The 16,760-nt window shown below is 35.2% G+C and carries 16 protein-coding genes; 10 read left to right on the forward strand and 6 right to left on the reverse strand.

Annotated elements, in window-relative coordinates; translation table 11 throughout:
* Nucleotides 1–15: 15 nt before the first annotated feature.
* Nucleotides 16–219, reverse strand: coding sequence for a hypothetical protein (locus tag J4P91_RS00185; RefSeq protein ID WP_000225326.1), 204 nt, complete (start codon nucleotides 217–219; stop codon nucleotides 16–18).
* A 630-nt stretch (nucleotides 220–849) separates the two neighbouring features.
* Between J4P91_RS00185 and spx the strand changes: the two genes are divergently transcribed.
* The gene (spx, locus tag J4P91_RS00190; protein WP_000258267.1) at nucleotides 850–1,245 is read left to right on the forward strand and encodes a transcriptional regulator Spx; all 396 of its coding nucleotides are present in this window, start codon (nucleotides 850–852) and stop codon (nucleotides 1,243–1,245) included.
* A 76-nt stretch (nucleotides 1,246–1,321) separates the two neighbouring features.
* Here spx and J4P91_RS00195 read toward each other — a convergent pair whose 3' ends face one another.
* On the reverse strand, nucleotides 1,322–1,996 hold the full coding sequence (locus J4P91_RS00195; RefSeq protein ID WP_207992495.1) for a TerC family protein: 675 nt from the start codon (nucleotides 1,994–1,996) through the stop codon (nucleotides 1,322–1,324).
* Nucleotides 1,997–2,443: 447 nt separating this feature from the next.
* Here J4P91_RS00195 and mecA point away from each other — a divergent pair, with 447 nt between their 5' ends.
* From mecA to pepF, 4 genes are all read left to right on the forward strand, one after another.
* The gene (gene mecA, locus J4P91_RS00200; protein ID WP_017152836.1) at nucleotides 2,444–3,121 is read left to right on the forward strand and encodes an adaptor protein MecA; all 678 of its coding nucleotides are present in this window, start codon (nucleotides 2,444–2,446) and stop codon (nucleotides 3,119–3,121) included.
* Between the two features lie 83 nt (nucleotides 3,122–3,204).
* A complete protein-coding gene (cls, locus tag J4P91_RS00205) occupies nucleotides 3,205–4,749 on the forward strand; it encodes a cardiolipin synthase (RefSeq protein WP_207992496.1) in 1,545 nt (514 codons plus the stop codon).
* A gap of 97 nt (nucleotides 4,750–4,846) precedes the next feature.
* Nucleotides 4,847–6,088, forward strand: coding sequence for a competence protein CoiA (locus tag J4P91_RS00210; RefSeq protein WP_207992497.1), 1,242 nt, complete (start codon nucleotides 4,847–4,849; stop codon nucleotides 6,086–6,088).
* 48 nt (nucleotides 6,089–6,136) lie between these two features.
* On the forward strand, nucleotides 6,137–7,963 hold the full coding sequence (pepF, locus tag J4P91_RS00215; RefSeq protein ID WP_207992498.1) for an oligoendopeptidase F: 1,827 nt from the start codon (nucleotides 6,137–6,139) through the stop codon (nucleotides 7,961–7,963).
* Nucleotides 7,964–8,008: 45 nt separating this feature from the next.
* Here the strand turns inward: pepF and J4P91_RS00220 are convergent, their stop codons facing one another.
* The 4 genes from J4P91_RS00220 to J4P91_RS00235 form a co-directional block, all read right to left on the reverse strand.
* The gene (locus tag J4P91_RS00220) at nucleotides 8,009–8,182 is read right to left on the reverse strand and encodes a hypothetical protein (RefSeq protein ID WP_207992499.1); all 174 of its coding nucleotides are present in this window, start codon (nucleotides 8,180–8,182) and stop codon (nucleotides 8,009–8,011) included.
* Between the two features lie 229 nt (nucleotides 8,183–8,411).
* Nucleotides 8,412–9,305 (reverse strand): ClpXP adapter SpxH family protein, encoded by an 894-nt coding sequence (locus J4P91_RS00225; protein WP_207992500.1) that lies wholly within the window; start codon nucleotides 9,303–9,305, stop codon nucleotides 8,412–8,414.
* On the reverse strand, nucleotides 9,305–9,703 hold the full coding sequence (locus J4P91_RS00230) for a globin domain-containing protein (protein ID WP_017152829.1): 399 nt from the start codon (nucleotides 9,701–9,703) through the stop codon (nucleotides 9,305–9,307). Before J4P91_RS00230 ends, J4P91_RS00225 begins: the two co-directional genes overlap by 1 nt.
* Nucleotides 9,704–10,029: 326 nt before the next feature.
* Nucleotides 10,030–10,608, reverse strand: a complete 579-nt coding sequence (locus J4P91_RS00235) for a CYTH domain-containing protein (RefSeq protein WP_207992501.1) — start codon at nucleotides 10,606–10,608, stop codon at nucleotides 10,030–10,032.
* 144 nt (nucleotides 10,609–10,752) lie between these two features.
* On the opposite strand from J4P91_RS00235, the gene J4P91_RS00240 reads away from it, so the two are divergent.
* The 5 genes from J4P91_RS00240 to J4P91_RS00260 all read left to right on the forward strand — a co-directional run bounded on the left by J4P91_RS00240 (nucleotide 10,753) and on the right by J4P91_RS00260 (nucleotide 16,643).
* Nucleotides 10,753–11,124, forward strand: a complete 372-nt coding sequence (locus tag J4P91_RS00240) for a UPF0738 family protein (protein ID WP_207992502.1) — start codon at nucleotides 10,753–10,755, stop codon at nucleotides 11,122–11,124.
* A gap of 30 nt (nucleotides 11,125–11,154) precedes the next feature.
* Complete coding sequence (gene yjbM / locus J4P91_RS00245; RefSeq protein ID WP_207992503.1) at nucleotides 11,155–11,793, forward strand: GTP diphosphokinase; 639 nt, start codon at nucleotides 11,155–11,157, stop codon at nucleotides 11,791–11,793.
* Between the two features lie 18 nt (nucleotides 11,794–11,811).
* On the forward strand, nucleotides 11,812–12,609 hold the full coding sequence (locus J4P91_RS00250; RefSeq protein ID WP_017152825.1) for an NAD kinase: 798 nt from the start codon (nucleotides 11,812–11,814) through the stop codon (nucleotides 12,607–12,609).
* 9 nt (nucleotides 12,610–12,618) lie between these two features.
* Nucleotides 12,619–13,512, forward strand: a complete 894-nt coding sequence (locus J4P91_RS00255) for an RluA family pseudouridine synthase (protein WP_207992504.1) — start codon at nucleotides 12,619–12,621, stop codon at nucleotides 13,510–13,512.
* Between the two features lie 347 nt (nucleotides 13,513–13,859).
* Nucleotides 13,860–16,643, forward strand: coding sequence for a dynamin family protein (locus J4P91_RS00260; protein WP_207992505.1), 2,784 nt, complete (start codon nucleotides 13,860–13,862; stop codon nucleotides 16,641–16,643).
* Nucleotides 16,644–16,760 lie beyond the last annotated feature (117 nt).

Here is a 16,760-nt window from a genome sequence, read left to right on the forward strand (position 1 = left end):
AATTCCTGCTTCTTTTTAATACGTACGTTTTTTATAAATCCCTTTGCCACCAACTTGTTTCCAACCGGATTGTACTTCTGCACTTTTATCAACGAATTTCATTTTTTCTTTCCCACCAAATAACTTTTCACCAATGCCATTTGTAATGACGCCAATCAATGCTGTGATTCCAATGACGAGGGCAGCGACAATTGCAAAATCAATAAAAAAAGCAACCATATGGAATCCCCCTTTGCCTGTCTGTATCTTTATTGTATGAGAAAAAAAGTAAAAAAGAAAGAAAAGTTAGAAAATAATCATTTTACTTAAAACAAGCTAGACAGTAGCTAGAAGATTTGATAGAATCAAAAAGAACAAACGTTCTGGTTGTATGAGATGCTCAGACTATTCATATGTCTTACATTTCACCACTGTTTTATTCAAAAAAGAGTAAGAAAACGTTATCTTTAGCACGTGATTGATTGGATTATATGAAAGGGAAAATCTTCTATAAGCATATTAAGAAGTGGCGCTAAAGGTCTATATATTAATGGAATAGAAGGACTTGTGTTATGAAACATTCATGATAGTTTTACTTGTTTTAAGTGTAGTTAAAGATGAGTTTTTTTCCCATTAGTAAGGAAATTTACTGTATATTTCTTTCTGAATCTATTGTATAATGATTATAGAAGTTACTTATTTAAAGTAATTGTTGTTTAATAAGAGTTACTTGCTCATAAGTTGTTGTTTACATGTAAGACAATTTTTTATTTGGCTGTAAGACAAGTCATAGTGAAGAATTGCTGGGAAATAGAAATTTAAACTGTAATTAGTACAGAATTTGTACTCTTTAAGGAGAGTGAGTCTTGTATGGTAACACTATATAGTTCTCCAAGTTGTACGTCTTGTAGAAAGGCGAAATTATGGCTAGAGGAAAATCATATTCCTTATACAGAACGTAATATTTTCTCAGATCCATTAACGATTGAGGAAATTAAAGAAATTTTACGCATGACAGAAAGCGGAACGGATGAGATTATTTCAACTCGTTCGAAAGTTTTCCAAGAGTTAAACGTTAACTTAGAATCTTTACCACTTCAAGATTTATATAAGATGATTCGTGACTACCCAGGCATTTTACGCCGTCCTATTATGATTGATGAAAAACGTCTTCAAGTAGGTTATAACGAAGATGAAATTCGTCGTTTCTTACCACGCACAGTAAGAACATTTCAGTTACGTGAGGCACAGCGTCTTGTAAATTAATTATAAAATTTTGTATGCGAAAACCTTCTACCTTACAGTAGGAGGTTTTCGCATAATTTCATTTGTTTTACATATATCAATTGTTTATATTCCGTAATTTTATATGTTGAACAATAAATCCGATAGTTAATACTGTGAAAATAAAGAGGAAGGGTATACTTGTTGTAAAGGTAGGGTTATGCTGGAAAAAGTGTGCAAGCCTTGTTTCATGGGTGATCATTCTTCCAGCTGTGTAAGCAAGAACTGCTCCTCCGCAATAAATGAGAAAAGGAAACCGCTCCATAAATAGTAAGATGAGCTTGCTTCCCCAAATGATAATGGGAATGGAAATTAATAATCCGATAATTACGAGTGTGAAATTTCCATGAGCTGCGCCAGCAATCGCAAGGACATTGTCAAAACCCATAACGAGATCGGCAAATACAATTGTACGAATTGCTTGAAATAATGTCGTTTTCCCTTGTATAGAAGAAAGGTCATTGCTATTATCGGTAAGTAAATTTACGGCAATAAGTGTGAGTAAGATGCCGCCAATAAGCTGCAAGAAAGGAATATCGAGTAAGTAGACGGCGAGTACTGTGAGAAGGATTCGTAGTACAATTGCTAGGCCAGTACCAATAAAAATAGCTTTATTCCGTTTAGACTCGGGTAAGTTTCGGCTTGCAAGTGCGATTACAATTGCGTTGTCACCGCCTAATACAACATCGATACCGATAATCATTAGTATAGATGTCAAAAAATCTAACTCCATTATTCTGCCTCCATTTATTCTGTTTTAATAAGCAGTACAGGTGTAGATATATGTATGCAACGAAAAAGCTTGACCGGCTTTATTACCAGTGTACGGCGATAGGTGTAATTGTATGTCCAATTTTTTATGAATGAGGAAGGATGAAGTTCATATAGTAAGTGTACATAATGGAATAAATAAGGGTAAGGAATTATGGTTTATCGAGAGGAAGTGTTTTTGTTAGGGCAGAAACAGTAGAATCCCCCACCTCAAGCTCGCCTAGAGGTAGGTGGGGTAGTTCAATAGTGTAGAATCATCTAGGTGAATGACTGTTTTTATAAAATAAAACGATTTTATTTCCATTCTGGAGAATCTTATCATAAAATGAAAGTACAAGGATCTATTGATTTGTCATATGAGTGGGGAATCCCTTCATAACAATTCCAAATAGGAAGGGAGAGTTGGATTTTGGACATTGAAAGAATTAACGATCATACGATGAAATTTTTTATTACGTACGTTGATATAGAAGATAGAGGGTTTAATCGCGAAGAAATTTGGTATAATCGTGAACGAAGCGAACAATTATTTTGGGAAATGATGGATGAAGCTCGTGATCATGATGATTTCTTTATTGACGGACCGCTATGGATTCAAGTACAGGCGCTTGATAAAGGCATTGAAGTACTTGTAACGAAAGCACAGCTTTCAAAAGATGGACAAAAATTAGAATTACCAATAGGTCTAGATAAAATCATTGATATTCCTCTAGATGAGCGGATTGAATCGCTATTTCAACAAGAGTTAGAGGAAGAGATAGAGGCGGGAACAAACTTTAACGAAGATGGAACATTTGGCTTTTTAATTAAATTTGATGATTTTGAAGACGTCATTTCGTTAAGTCATCGTCTTATATTTGAAGATATAAAAGATGAATTATATTCGTTTGAAGACCGCTATTATGTATATGTTGAATTCGATGAAGTGCTACACGATGAAGAAGAAATTGATCGTATTTTAAGTATTATTTTAGAATATGGGGAAGAATCTACTTTAACGGTTCACCGTGTGAGTGAGTACGGCAAACAAGTTGTTAAAGAACATGCACTTGAGACAATTCGCAGTCATTTTCCTTCTAAGACGTAGGCCGATTTCAATATTATGAAATCGGCTTTTTATATGCTGGGTATGCTAATAATAAAAATATTTTGTAAGTAAGGGGGGAAGAAATGAAAAACACGTTAAAGTTACTTTTCTTTTTTCTAGGTTTATTCGCAGTGTTTGTTTCGTTACGAATGTTTATTGATGTAGCATTTTATTCGGATGTTATAGGCATAAAAAATATTTCGTTTTTAGGAATTATAAGTATTCTATTTACTGTTTCTGCATTTTTAATCGGCTGTGTTATTTTCTTGGAAAACAGGCATCCATCTAAAACGTTGACATGGTTAATTGTGCTCGGTATTTTTCCTGTATTTGGTTTTTTTGCGTATTTATTGTTTGGACAAAACTTTCGCAGAAAACGAATGTTTCAAAAGAAGGCTCTTTTGGATGAACAAGCTTTCTTACAGTACAAAGGACATGAAGATTATCAAGAACGCATTTTACAGAATCATAAACATCAAGAACTTCTATTTCGTCTAGCAGATCGGCTTGGTGCTTTAAATATTTCATTTCAGACAGAAACAAAGGTGTTAACGAATGGTGATGAAACGTTTCAAGCGATTTTAGAAGGATTGCAAAAAGCGAAGCATCATATTCATATGGAATATTATATTGTACGTGATGATAAGCTTGGCACAAAAATTAAAGAGATTTTAATTCAGAAGGCGCAGGAAGGCGTTACCGTCCGTTTTTTATATGATGCTGTTGGAAGTTTTAAATTGTCAAACGCATATATTGATGAACTAAATGATGCTGGTGTAGAGATGATTCCTTTCTTTCCAGTACGTTTTCCGATTTTGAACGATAAAATTAACTATCGAAATCACCGAAAAATTGTTGTCATCGATGGAAATGAAGGCTTTGTAGGCGGACTAAATATTGGTGATGAATATTTAGGGAAAAATAAATATTTTGGATTTTGGCGAGATACTCACTTATATTTACGCGGTGAGGCGGTTCAAAGTCTGCAGCTCATATTTTTGCAAGATTGGTTTTATATGACGGGTGAAGCTGTACTAGCACCTGAATATTTACAGGCAAAAGCGGTAGATGGAGATCATTGGGGCGGTGTACAACTTGTTGCCGGCGGACCGGATAATAAATGGGAGACAATTAAGCATCTTTATTTTGCAATGATTGCTTCAGCAAGGAAGTCCATTTGGATTGCCACACCTTATTTTATTCCGGACGATGATATTTTATCGGCGTTAAAAGTGGCAGCTCTTGCTGGCATTGATGTCCGATTATTGATGCCAAGTAAACCGGATAAACGAACTGTCTTTTATGCATCAAGGTCTTATTTCCCGGAGTTATTAGATGCAGGGGTAAAAGTATACGAATATGAAAAAGGTTTCTTGCACAGTAAGATTGTAATTGTTGATTCTGATTTAGCATCGATTGGGACAGCGAATATGGATATGAGAAGCTTTCATTTGAATTTTGAGGTAAATGCCTTTTTATATGATACAAATAGTATTCGAAAGCTTGTTAAGGATTTTAAAGAGGATTTAGAGGTATCAAGTGAAATTCATGTGGAACGCTTTCATAAGCGTCGTCTTCATAAGCGGATTGTGGAATCGGCATATCGTTTATTATCACCTTTATTATGAGGAAGGGGATGTTCTTACAAGGACGTCCTCTTTTTGTTGAGAAAGGAATTTGTAGTAAATTGTAGAATACAAAGCAGTATAGAAAGGATGTGGTATTATGTTTGTCGCAAGGAAAGAAAACGGTGAGAAAATTCACCTTCTTGAAAGCCGAGATGAAAAGAAGCTGCTTGCAATGCGAAAGAAAGAACGATTTTTTTGTCCAATCTGTAGGCAAGAGGTGCAGCTCAAGTTAGGAAAGCAAAAGAGATGGCACTTTGCCCATAGAAAAACAAATCAGTGCCCTGTTTCATCCGAACATGAATCAGCTTACCATATGCATGGAAAGGAACAACTGTATAGATGGTTCAGGTCGCAAGGATTCCATGTAGAAGTGGAACATTACCTCCCGGCGATTCGGCAAAGGCCCGACCTCTTTATTGAAATGAACGGGAGACAGATGGCAATTGAATATCAATGTGCCTCTTTATCCACTGAACAGTTATTAAAACGAACTCGTTCATATTGGAAAATAGGGATACAAATCATCTGGATATTAGGTGGAAATCAAATGAAAAGGCACTCTGCTTATTGGATCTCATTATCCTCTTTTCACTTTCTCTGCATACAATCTTATCCTCAGCCTTCACTTCTCTTTTTTTGTCCAAATGAAAAATCATTTATGAAATGTGAGCTTCTTACCCCATTTTCTTCGAATGTTTATTTTTCACATACTATTCATTTCAAAATGCGTACGACTACCCTTGAAAAACTCTTTTTACCAGTATCTTTTACGAAGGAACGGTTGGAGCGAGAATGGCAAAATAAAAAGAACCACTTTCGAACGAATGTCCTCACGCTATGGAATTATAGTCATAAATCACTTTTACACCTCTTATATCAATATCATCTTTCTCCTTCTTGTTTTCCATCTGAAATTGGTGTTCCTCTTCCAAATGCATTTGCATTTCAAACACATCCATTTGTATGGCAGGCTTTTCTTTGTATAGACTTCATTGGCAAATTTCAAATTGGCGATTATTTTTCATTACATGCTGTTTTTTACTATGTAAATAAAAGGCGTAGTATTCAGAGGCGTACGTTACCGTATTTTTCGCAAAATGTATGGAAATTAGCAATCGTAGAATATGTAACGTTTTTATGTAAAGTAGGGATGATTGAAAAAGTGGGTATGTATAAGTACCGGAAAATGAGGCAGTTTACGATGCTAAAAACAGAAGGAGAAATAAAAGAATACGATGCGATTTGTTTGTCACATGCACTATCTTTGTTTGAAACAAAGTACAACATGGGAAAAGGAAAAGCGGATATAATAAAAGGGTATCCTGAAGGAATTACATAAGAATAATCGAATTGTACTATGTAGAGATTAATAAGGAGGGTTTATTTTATGTCTGATCCAAAAACAGCAAAAACATTGCCAGACCGCAGTGAGATTGAAGAAATTAACACATGGAGATTGGAAGACATTTTCCAAACGGATGAAGAATGGGAAAAAGAATTTCAAGCAGTGAAAGAGTTACTACCAAAGTTAGCTGAATTTAAAGGGAAACTTGGTAATTCTGCTGATTCATTATTAGAAGCTTTACAATATGAAGATGAAGTCTCAATGCGATTAGGAAAATTATATACATATGCTCATATGCGTTATGATCAAGATACAACAAATTCTGTTTATCAAGCGCTGAATGATCGGGCAACAAACTTATATTCTCAAGCGTCCAGTAGCATGGCTTATATCGTTCCTGAAATTTTAACAATTTCAGAAGAAAAGTTACAATCATTCTTACAAGAAAATAAAGAATTAAGCGTATATGAACATGCGTTAGAAGAAATTACACGCCAGCGTCCACACGTACTATCAGAAGCTGAAGAAGCATTATTAGCAGAGGCGTCTGAAGTAATGAGTGCATCAAGTAGTACATTTGGTATGCTTAATAATGCGGACTTAAAATTCCCATCTATTAAAGATGAGAATGGTGAAGAAGTAGAAGTAACACACGGTCGTTATATTCAGTTTCTAGAAAGCGATGATCGTCGTGTTCGTCATGATGCGTTCCATGCTGTTTTCGAAACGTATGGAAAATATAAAAATACATTTGCAAGCACACTTAGTGGTGCGGTGAAACGTAATAATTTCAACGCGCGTGTTCGTAAATATGATTCTGCACGCCAAGCTGCGTTAAGTAATAATAACATTCCTGAAACAGTATATGATCAACTTGTTGAGACAGTAAATGATAACTTACATTTATTACACCGTTATATTGATATTCGTAAACGTGCATTAGGACTTGATGAGCTGCATATGTACGACTTATATACACCGCTTGTGCCAGAAGTGAAAATGAATGTGAAATATGAAGAAGCACAAGAAATTTTATTAAAATCATTACATGTCCTTGGTGATGAATACGTTGGAATTTTGAAAGAAGCATATGAAAACCGCTGGGTAGACGTGTATGAAAACAAAGGAAAACGGAGCGGTGCATATTCATCTGGTGCGTATGGAACAAATCCGTATATTTTAATGAACTGGCATGATAATGTAAACAATTTATTTACACTTGCACATGAGTTCGGTCATTCTGTGCATAGCTACTATACAAGAAAAACACAACCGCATGTATATGGTGACTATTCCATATTCGTTGCGGAAGTTGCCTCAACTTGTAACGAAGCAATTTTAAATGATTACTTATTAAAAACGACAGAAGATAAGAAAGAACGTTTATATTTATTAAATCATTATTTAGAAGGATTCCGCGGAACTGTATTCCGTCAAACGATGTTTGCGGAATTTGAGCATATCATTCATAAAAAAGTACAAGAAGGTCATGCAGTTACGCCGGATATGTTAACAGAAATTTACTATGATTTAAATAAAAAATACTTTGGCGATGCTTTAGTCATCGATAAAGAGATTGGTTTAGAGTGGTCTCGTATTCCGCACTTCTATTACAACTATTATGTATATCAATATGCAACAGGATTTAGTGCGGCAACAGCCTTATCAAAACAAATTTTAGAAGAAGGAAAACCAGCTGTAGAGCGTTATATTAACGAATTCTTAAAAGCTGGAAGCTCTGATTATCCAATTGAAGTACTGAAAAAAGCAGGAGTAGATATGGCATCACCAGAGCCTGTTAAAGAGGCACTACAAGTATTTGAAGAAAAGTTAAACGAATTAGAGGAACTATTATTTGAAGGTAAATAATAGGGAAGAGGAAAGGCGAGAGTGAAAACTCTCGCCTTTTTTGTTTTAAAAACCTTTAAACCGCTTTCTATGATTGAAATACGAGAGGCTAATTACAATGATTGCGAATAAAAGCGGCAAAGCAATAATCTTTGGAAATGCTTGTAATAGTGAAAGAATGTATAGGAAAAAAGAAACGCAGATACCAAAAAATAGAAAGAAGATATGTGCTTTTTTCATAAAATCCCTCCTAAAAAGCTTCTTTTTATAGCTTATTCATTAATGAAAACGTTTAGAATGTGACGAAAATGTGAAATTCGACAAAAAGGGTTGTCATCTGACGTCGAATCTTGTAATATAATAGACGTGAACGAATTCACATACAAACATATACCCCTTTGTTTGAACGTGAAAATTTCTCCCATCCCCTTTAATATTTTTATAAGCCGTAAAGAAAAAGACCTGGTGTTTACACCAGGTCTTTTTCCTTTGCAATCCATTTCCAATAGCGCTCACATTTCACTTCAACCATTCGTACTTTTCTTTTTAATAACAATTTTTTGAGCTCTCGTTCTATTTCTTGCCCCGAGCAGTCATAGATAAATGCAATTTCTCTTGATGACATAAACTGGACTGTTTCTAGTAGGAGCTCGAGCGGTGGTAAAGGTGCTGGCTCAATGTCACATTTTACAATTTCTTTTAAGAGTTGTACGTACACTTCATACGAATAAATTCCTGCAATCTTAATGCCTTCTTCATCTGAATTTGCATGAAAGAATACAAGGGAAGGAATTTCGGTAATGTGCATTTCATTTGTGAACTTTAAATCGCATTGGAATGCTTTTTTTGCACTAATCGAATGCAAATCTTTTTTAAACTCTTCTACATCAATGCCACTTTGCTTTGCGCATGCAAGTAGTAATTCCAAATCTGGTTTTGATACATTTTCAAGAAAAATGTATTCTTGGAGTTTCCGCAAAAATTTCGAACCTGCTTTTCGGCCTTGTAACTCAGCTGCTTTAATTGCAATAGAAACTAAATACGGTGTAGATGAGGCATCTTGCATATGCACTTTTCCATCGCATGAAAAGCCGTGCAAACTTGTTGTTTTTTCCCACACAAATCGAATATTAGCAGGTTTATTCCATTTGTGTGGGGAGGCGATTGCTCCATCCACTTTGCCGGTTAATATGTGTCGAATCGAAAAATATTTTCCATATTCGAGCCATAATTTAATCATAACTGGTTCGATTTCCCAGCAATCCGTGCAAAGCGGATCAATAAACAAATAGGCTTCTACAGATTTATGTTCGCACTTGGAAAGAGAAGGAATGCGCATATGCTTTGCTTCCTGTTTATCCATTACGCTTCACCTGTTTCGTTTGGAGTGTTGACCATATGCTGCGCAGTTAATCTTAAACGTTCAAAAACAAATTCCCTAATTTGCCCGTGTACTCCCGTATCTTCCATTGCTTGCTCCATACATGCTAACCAGGCTTTTGCTCGCTTTGGTGTAATCTCAAAAGGGAGATGGCGTGCTCTTAGCATAGGGTGACCATGTTCCTCTGTATACAAGTTTGGTCCACCTAAATACTGTGTTAGAAATTGCTTCTGTTTCCTGGCTGTTTCTGTCAAATCGTCTGGGAAGATGGGAGATAAGTCAGGGTGTTTACTGACATAGGAATAAAACGTATCGACTAATGTTGCAATGACTTGTTCACCGCCAATTGCTTCAAATGGTGTCATCGGTTGCTTGTTCATCCTGTATAAACTCCTTTTTCCATCAAATGTATATCTATTGTAGCAATGGATTGTCACGAAGAGCAACTAAACAGCTCTCGTGCAATCTTTTGCTCATTTTTTACCTTAAGATAAAGCTAAGTATAAGTGCCCGATTGATGAGGGCTAACCACCAGTGAGAAAAAACTTCTACTAATGGAAGTTTCACCTTACCCCGCTACTAACGGTCAGTAACCTTCCTCTTCAAAGAAGAAAAAACAAAGAAGTAAGGAAGGACTGACCGTAAGATCTCGATTGGTGAGGGCTAACCATCAGTAGGAAAAGCACCTACTGATGGAAGTTTCACTTTAGCGTGCTTTGTTTTGTTTTGCAAGAAAAAAACGTTGTACTTTATTTTTTGTATGGCGAACAGGTATATGATATTTGTTCAATAAATTGAGGAAAGCAGCTTTGCCTGCTATTTCATCTTGCACTTCATATTCAAGTTCATAATCATCGTGATTGTAATAGAAACTATGATCAAATACAAGTGTGCCGCCTTCAAATGTAGTTTCTGCTCGCTCTGTTGTTAAGCTTCCCATATAAGCTAAAGTAGAAACAGGGATTTGCAGCGTATGTAGTTGATCTGCTACGGGACCTGTAATGAGCTGATTTGTTTCCATCATTAGCTGTGCTTCTTCTTCTGTTAAAGGTTGATGCGTTTCTAGTAACCCAATTTCAGCCGGTTGTTTTAAAGTTAATGTATAAGCTCCGTCTTTATGACGAATACGAAGAGCAGAGCCTGCTGCTTTTAAAGAAAAATGAGGCGTTTCAAAATAATGATTCACCTGTTTTGTAAATGATTGAATGGAAAACGCATTACATAATGTTTGGAATTCTTCTTGTGTAACCATATTTTTAAATTCAATTTCAATTTCTTGTGTCATTGTATAGGCTCCTTCTTAAAAGTAATTCTGTAGACATTATCGCTTTTTCACAAATTTGGTTCAATGTTTTATTTGTTTGCGTCTATGTTATGATACAATAATAGTGTTAAGTAAGACAGGAAGTCGATATGGAGGAGTTAGAGCATGCAAAATAAAATCCAAGTTAAGAGCGTAGAAGAAAGAGAAAATGCTCTTATTTTTTGTGCGGAAAATACTGAAATACAAGTGGAGGAGTTAACAGCACGTAATCACGTACTTGTAGACTCAGATCATTTATCCTTTTTATATATTTTAGAAAACGAATCAGCTTTTATTTATGTAAGTATTCCGCATACATGCTGGGAAGCAATGCACAGTGCAATGAAGAATGATAAAGCAATGTTCGTTCGCGTAAATAATACTGAAATTGAGTTAGAACAATTGAAAGAAGAAGTGGAATATTTAATTGAAAATATTGAAGGTAATGCAAATTACGGAGAAGAACTTGTAACGGCTGTAGAAAAGGTATTTCTATAAGCAAATGGATTGATTTTGGTGGTGGTTGAAGTGAATCGTAATTGGGAAGAATTTTTAGCGCCGTACCACCAAGCGGTGGCAGAGCTAAAAGTGAAATTAAAAGGAATGCGTGCTCAGTTTACAATGTTAACTGAACACTCTCCGATTGAATTTGTAACAGGACGAGTAAAGTCGGTTGCGAGTATTATTGATAAGGCGGAAAAGCGAAATGTACCGCTTAATCGGCTCGGAGAAGAAATGCAAGATATCGCTGGTCTTCGGATGATGTGTCAATTTGTGGATGAGATTAAGCCTGTTGTCGAATATCTTCGAAAACGGAATGACTTTGAAATTGTGGAAGAACGAGATTATGTGACGCAAAAGAAAGAAAGTGGTTATCGTTCGTACCACGTTGTAATTAGTTATCCTGTTCAAACGATTTGTGGAGAGAAAAAAGTATTAGTTGAAATTCAAATTCGAACGTTAGCAATGAATTTTTGGGCAACAATTGAGCATTCTTTAAATTACAAATATAGTGGGCGTTTTCCAGAGGATATTAAAGTGCGCCTTCAGCGTGCGGCAGAAGCAGCATTTTTATTAGATGAAGAAATGTCTTCGATTCGTCTTGAAATTCAAGAAGCACAAAAGGTTTTTTCGCGCAAACAAGAAGCGAAAGAATCCGAATCATAAACTAAAGGGTGTTGGGCGATGAAATTTGCAATTATGTCAAAGGGAGATCAATCATCAGACGCACTTGCAAGTACAATGACAGATTACTTGCAGGACTTTGGATTTATAATGGATGAAACGGAACCCGATATTGTAATTTCTGTTGGGGGAGATGGGACGCTCTTATACGCGTTTCATCGTTACTATAATCGATTAGATGAGACAGCTTTTGTTGGTGTACATACGGGGCATTTAGGTTTTTATGCAGATTGGTTACCAAATGAGGTAGAAAAACTGGTTATTGCGATTGCTAAAACGCCGTTTCAAGTAGTGGAATACCCACTTTTAGAAGTTATTATTCGTTATGTGAATGGTAGCAAAGAATCACAGTATTTAGCGATGAATGAAGCAACAGTAAAAAGTGCAGAAGGTACATTAGTAACGGAGGTAGAAATTCGCGGAGAATATTTTGAAACATTTCGCGGAGATGGTCTATGTATTTCTACTCCTTCTGGAAGTACAGCTTATAATAAGGCACTAGGCGGAGCGATTATTCACCCTTCTATTGAAGCGATTCAAATTGCGGAAATGGCTTCGATTAATAACCGCGTATTCCGTACAGTCGGTTCACCGCTCGTTTTACCAAAGCATCATACATGTGTTTTAAAGCCGGCGAAACGAATGAATTTACAAATTACGATCGATCATTTAACGATGGTTCATCAAGATGTAAAGTCAATTCAATACCGCGTCGCAAACGAGAAGGTGAGATTCGTTCGTTTTCGTCCGTTCCCATTTTGGAAACGTGTTCGAGATTCGTTTGTTGCGGATGAATAGAAAGGGTTTATGCATTTGAGAAGATTTACATTAAAATGGTGTATGACAGAAGCAGAGAAGGGAATGCTCATTCGGGAGTTTCTAAAAACGAAAGGGATTTCTAAAGCTGCTTTGACAGATATAAAGTTTCATGGCGGAGCAATTGAAGTTAACGGTAAGCTTGCGACGGTACGGCACGTATTACAGGCTGGGGAAGAATTACAAGTATTCTTTCCGGTTGAGGAGAGAAGTGAAGGAATGCTGGCTGAAAATATTCCGCTAACTGTCCTGTATGAGGACGAATCTGTACTGGTAATCAATAAAGAACCACACATGTCAACTATTCCATCAAGGGAACATCCGGCCGGAAGTGTTGCGAATGCGCTTCTTTATCATTATGATAGACAGAATCTTGCGAGTACAGTGCATATTGTAACGAGACTGGACCGTGATACGTCGGGGCTTATGCTTATTGCGAAAAACCGTTTCATTCACCACCTTTTATCAAAACAGCATCAAGAAAAGCAAGTGAAACGAACATATGAAGCAATTGTTCATGGAGAATTGATAGAAGAGTCCGGAACGATTGATGCGCCGATTGGAAGAAAAGACGGTAGCATTATTGAACGAATTGTATGTGAAGACGGTCAAAAAGCAGTTACGCATTTTCAAGTGATCGAGAGATTTCCTGATAAGACGCGAGTTTTACTGCAATTAGAAACAGGAAGAACGCATCAAATTCGTGTACATATGGCATATTTAGGACATCCGCTGTTAGGAGATGACTTGTATGGAGGTAGTACGTCGCAGATGAGAAGGCAAGCGCTTCATAGTACGAGTTTAACGTTTTATCATCCTATTTTAGAAAAACAGATGACCTTTCATGCGGATGTGCCAGAAGATATGAAAGAAATATTGAAATAAGCTGCCTTCAGTATGTGAAGTGACCCAAAAAAGTTAGACAGGTTATTTCATTAGACAGTTTCTTGGGCATGGGCCCGGTATTGTACCGGGCCCATGCCCTTTAGTTTTGCCCTAATTCTTTTATGTTCGCATTAAGTTATTAGGAACATATAATGTTGTTTCATAACTGAAAGGAAATTGAAAAAAAACTGAAACTTTTCTCATTAAAATTCAATCTTACTTAAAAAATGAAAGAAAAGTGAAATTTTCCAAAAGAAATTCTTTGTTAAAATAAAAAAGTATAAATACAAAAAAAGTGTTGACACATGGAGAAAAATGTACTTTTTCAAGATATAGTGGGGGAAAAAATGATATTAGAAAAACAATTAATAAAAAAGATATATTATGAAACATTCCTAATGGAGAATGAAACACATCCACCTCTTCAAGTACTTGGAGAAGCATATTTAAACGAACAAAAAAATGAGATTTCCGATGGATCTTATATTCGTTTTGCACAAGGTGAATTTTATTATCACCATCAAGATTTTGAAACAGCTATTTTTAAATGGGAGAAAGTCAGTAATGAATTAGCACCATGGGCACAAAAAAATATTGCGGATGCTTACTTCGAACTTAACCAATTATCAGTTGCTGAAAATGTTTATACCTCGATTACTACTGATAACAAAATACTTATGATCGAAATTGTACTGCAATTACTGTCTCTTTACATCGAGCAAAATAATCTTGATTCAGCTTTCGCTGCTATTAAAGAAGCGGTTTCTTTAAATCCCGATTATCCAAACGTCACAACAATTGCACGTTCCTTTTATGAAGAACAGCAAGATTTTGACAGTGCAGTAGAGCTTGCTGTGAATGAGTTAATTCGAACAGAATCTTTTCTATGGTTTGAGGTTCTAAAAGAATATATCGATAAAGGATTTACTAAAAATATTGCACCAGACTATTTTTATAAAGTATTAGTTACATTAAATAATGTAGATCAAGTACAATTTACGCAAATTGTTTCATCACTTTGGCATAGCTATAAAAATGAACAAAATTACTTATTATGGCTTAAAACAATAAATGAATTTTTCTTACATATCGAAATACATTCGTCCGATATATGGGACAAAATTTCTTCTCTTTACGAAGAAACGTACTTTGAATTAATTCAAGGTCAATATATGCTAAGACAATTACACGATATCATTCCAAATTTTTTAACAAATTGGTTAAAGGTAGCAAATCCGTCTCATTCTGTAATTCCATCTGCAGCAGTATTGGCATGGGATGAGATTTTCCCTTCCAAAATAGATTCAGCAAATATAAAACATGCGGAAAACCTACTGTCATATTCTGTTAATCATGTGAATGGCTTAGAGTATAGTTTACATCTTTTTGAATCTATTACACAGTGGGCACAACAACATGATTTAGAAATTGGTCAGCGATTTAAATGGTTATTTGGCGAGCTTGCAGATTTAAGAACAAATCGCCTTTTAGTAACTGGAACTTCAGGAAACGGAAAAGCTTCATTTATTAACTCTATACTAGGAGAAAATATATTAGAAAACTCAATCTCAAATGTAGTTGTCTTTAAAAATGACGCTCATACAGAAATTAAGGCTATAACAGATTCAGCAATTACAACAACTGAGAATTTCTCTGATTTCCATAACATGATGTCCTTGCAACGCCAAACATATAGAGATAGAGCATGCTTTGAATTTAAATTACCATGCAGATTTTTAAGTAAAAATAAACTTACATTCGTTGTTACACCTAGCTTTAATAGGAACAACGACACTAGAGATGAGACATTCGAATATTTAAATTCTGTAGACGAATTATTATTTGTATTGAATGCGGATTCACCTTTTACTGACAAAGAACGTGACATTCTATTAAGTATTCAAGAACATACACCAAATCTACAAATTCATTTCTTATTAAATAAAGTCGATAACATTTACAGTGAAGCAGAAGCAAAAAGAGTTATACATGATACACAAGCGAGAATAAACGCATATTTCCCGCATGCAAGAATTTTCCCTTACTCTTCGTTATATACAAATAGTCAACAACTAAACGATTTAACTGAGTTTATTCATTTTAACTTTAATCATAAAAATATCGACGCAGAACGTACTGAAAAGCTATTGTTTTTCATTCGAAAAACAATTACATATCTTTTGGATAAACGCGTTAAGATGGAAAACAACCTAGTGGATTCTATTAATTGGAATGAAGATATGTTAGTTAAACTAAATGGTTGTATTAATAACCTTACTGCTTTTGAGAAGGAAAAAATTCATTTAATTACAGAATCATATCGTACAATGAAAAACGAAATTACTAATGATCTTACAGAACATATTCCGAAACTATTGCAGAGTTCTTCTGATTTAATTAGTGAAGAAAGCGATTTTGGGCACATTGATATTGAACTAAATACAGCGATGAACGAAAGAGTTCAAAAATATCTAGAACAAACTGTGTTACCTAATCTTGCTCGCTCTATGCAAAATTGGATTGCAACTTCTAATAACGAGTTCCTTCAAAGTCAATCGTACTTAGAAGAAATCAGTGAAGGACTTAATTCTTTATGTGGAGAAAATCGAATACAGTTAGAATGTGACTTTAAAGTGCTGGATGACTGGCGCAGAGATACTGATAGAATGACAACAAGAATACAAATGGAAGAAGTAAATATCTTACGCCGATTTACACCAGCACAATTTTTACTGAAAAGTGCCGGTAAATTATTTGGAGTTCTTCCTAAAAATAAAGCTATGCTATATAACAAATACAAACAGTATTTAGAAAATGAAGATTATACCGATGTAACGGCTTCTATTATGAACAAATTTTTCTTGCAATTTGAGCTATTTGAAAACGCACTAGAGCGGGATATTAATATATTCTTTAGAAATCCATTTGGCGCGTTGAAACAAGCTGTAGAAAACACTCATTTAGAAATACAAGAAAAACAAGATACACTGCATAAAATGAAATCAAATCCTGAAGTTTATCATGATTCTATAACGCTATTTGAATTGAGATTACGTCAATGTGAAGTAATCTTAAATATAGGTGAGGATAATTCCTATACAGATTTAACTTTAGAAACAAACATAGAGTAAACGTAAAGTAACTCCAAAATCTACAATAAAAGTTGATTTTGGAGTTATTTTTTGTTTACTTCACTTCTTTTTCGGTACTCTGCATCTAGACGGTAAACCCGTTGACCACGGCAAGAC

The organism is Bacillus sp. XF8, from assembly GCF_017498755.1.
In the GTDB taxonomy this organism is placed as follows: Bacteria; Bacillota; Bacilli; order Bacillales; family Bacillaceae_G; genus Bacillus_A; species Bacillus_A bingmayongensis.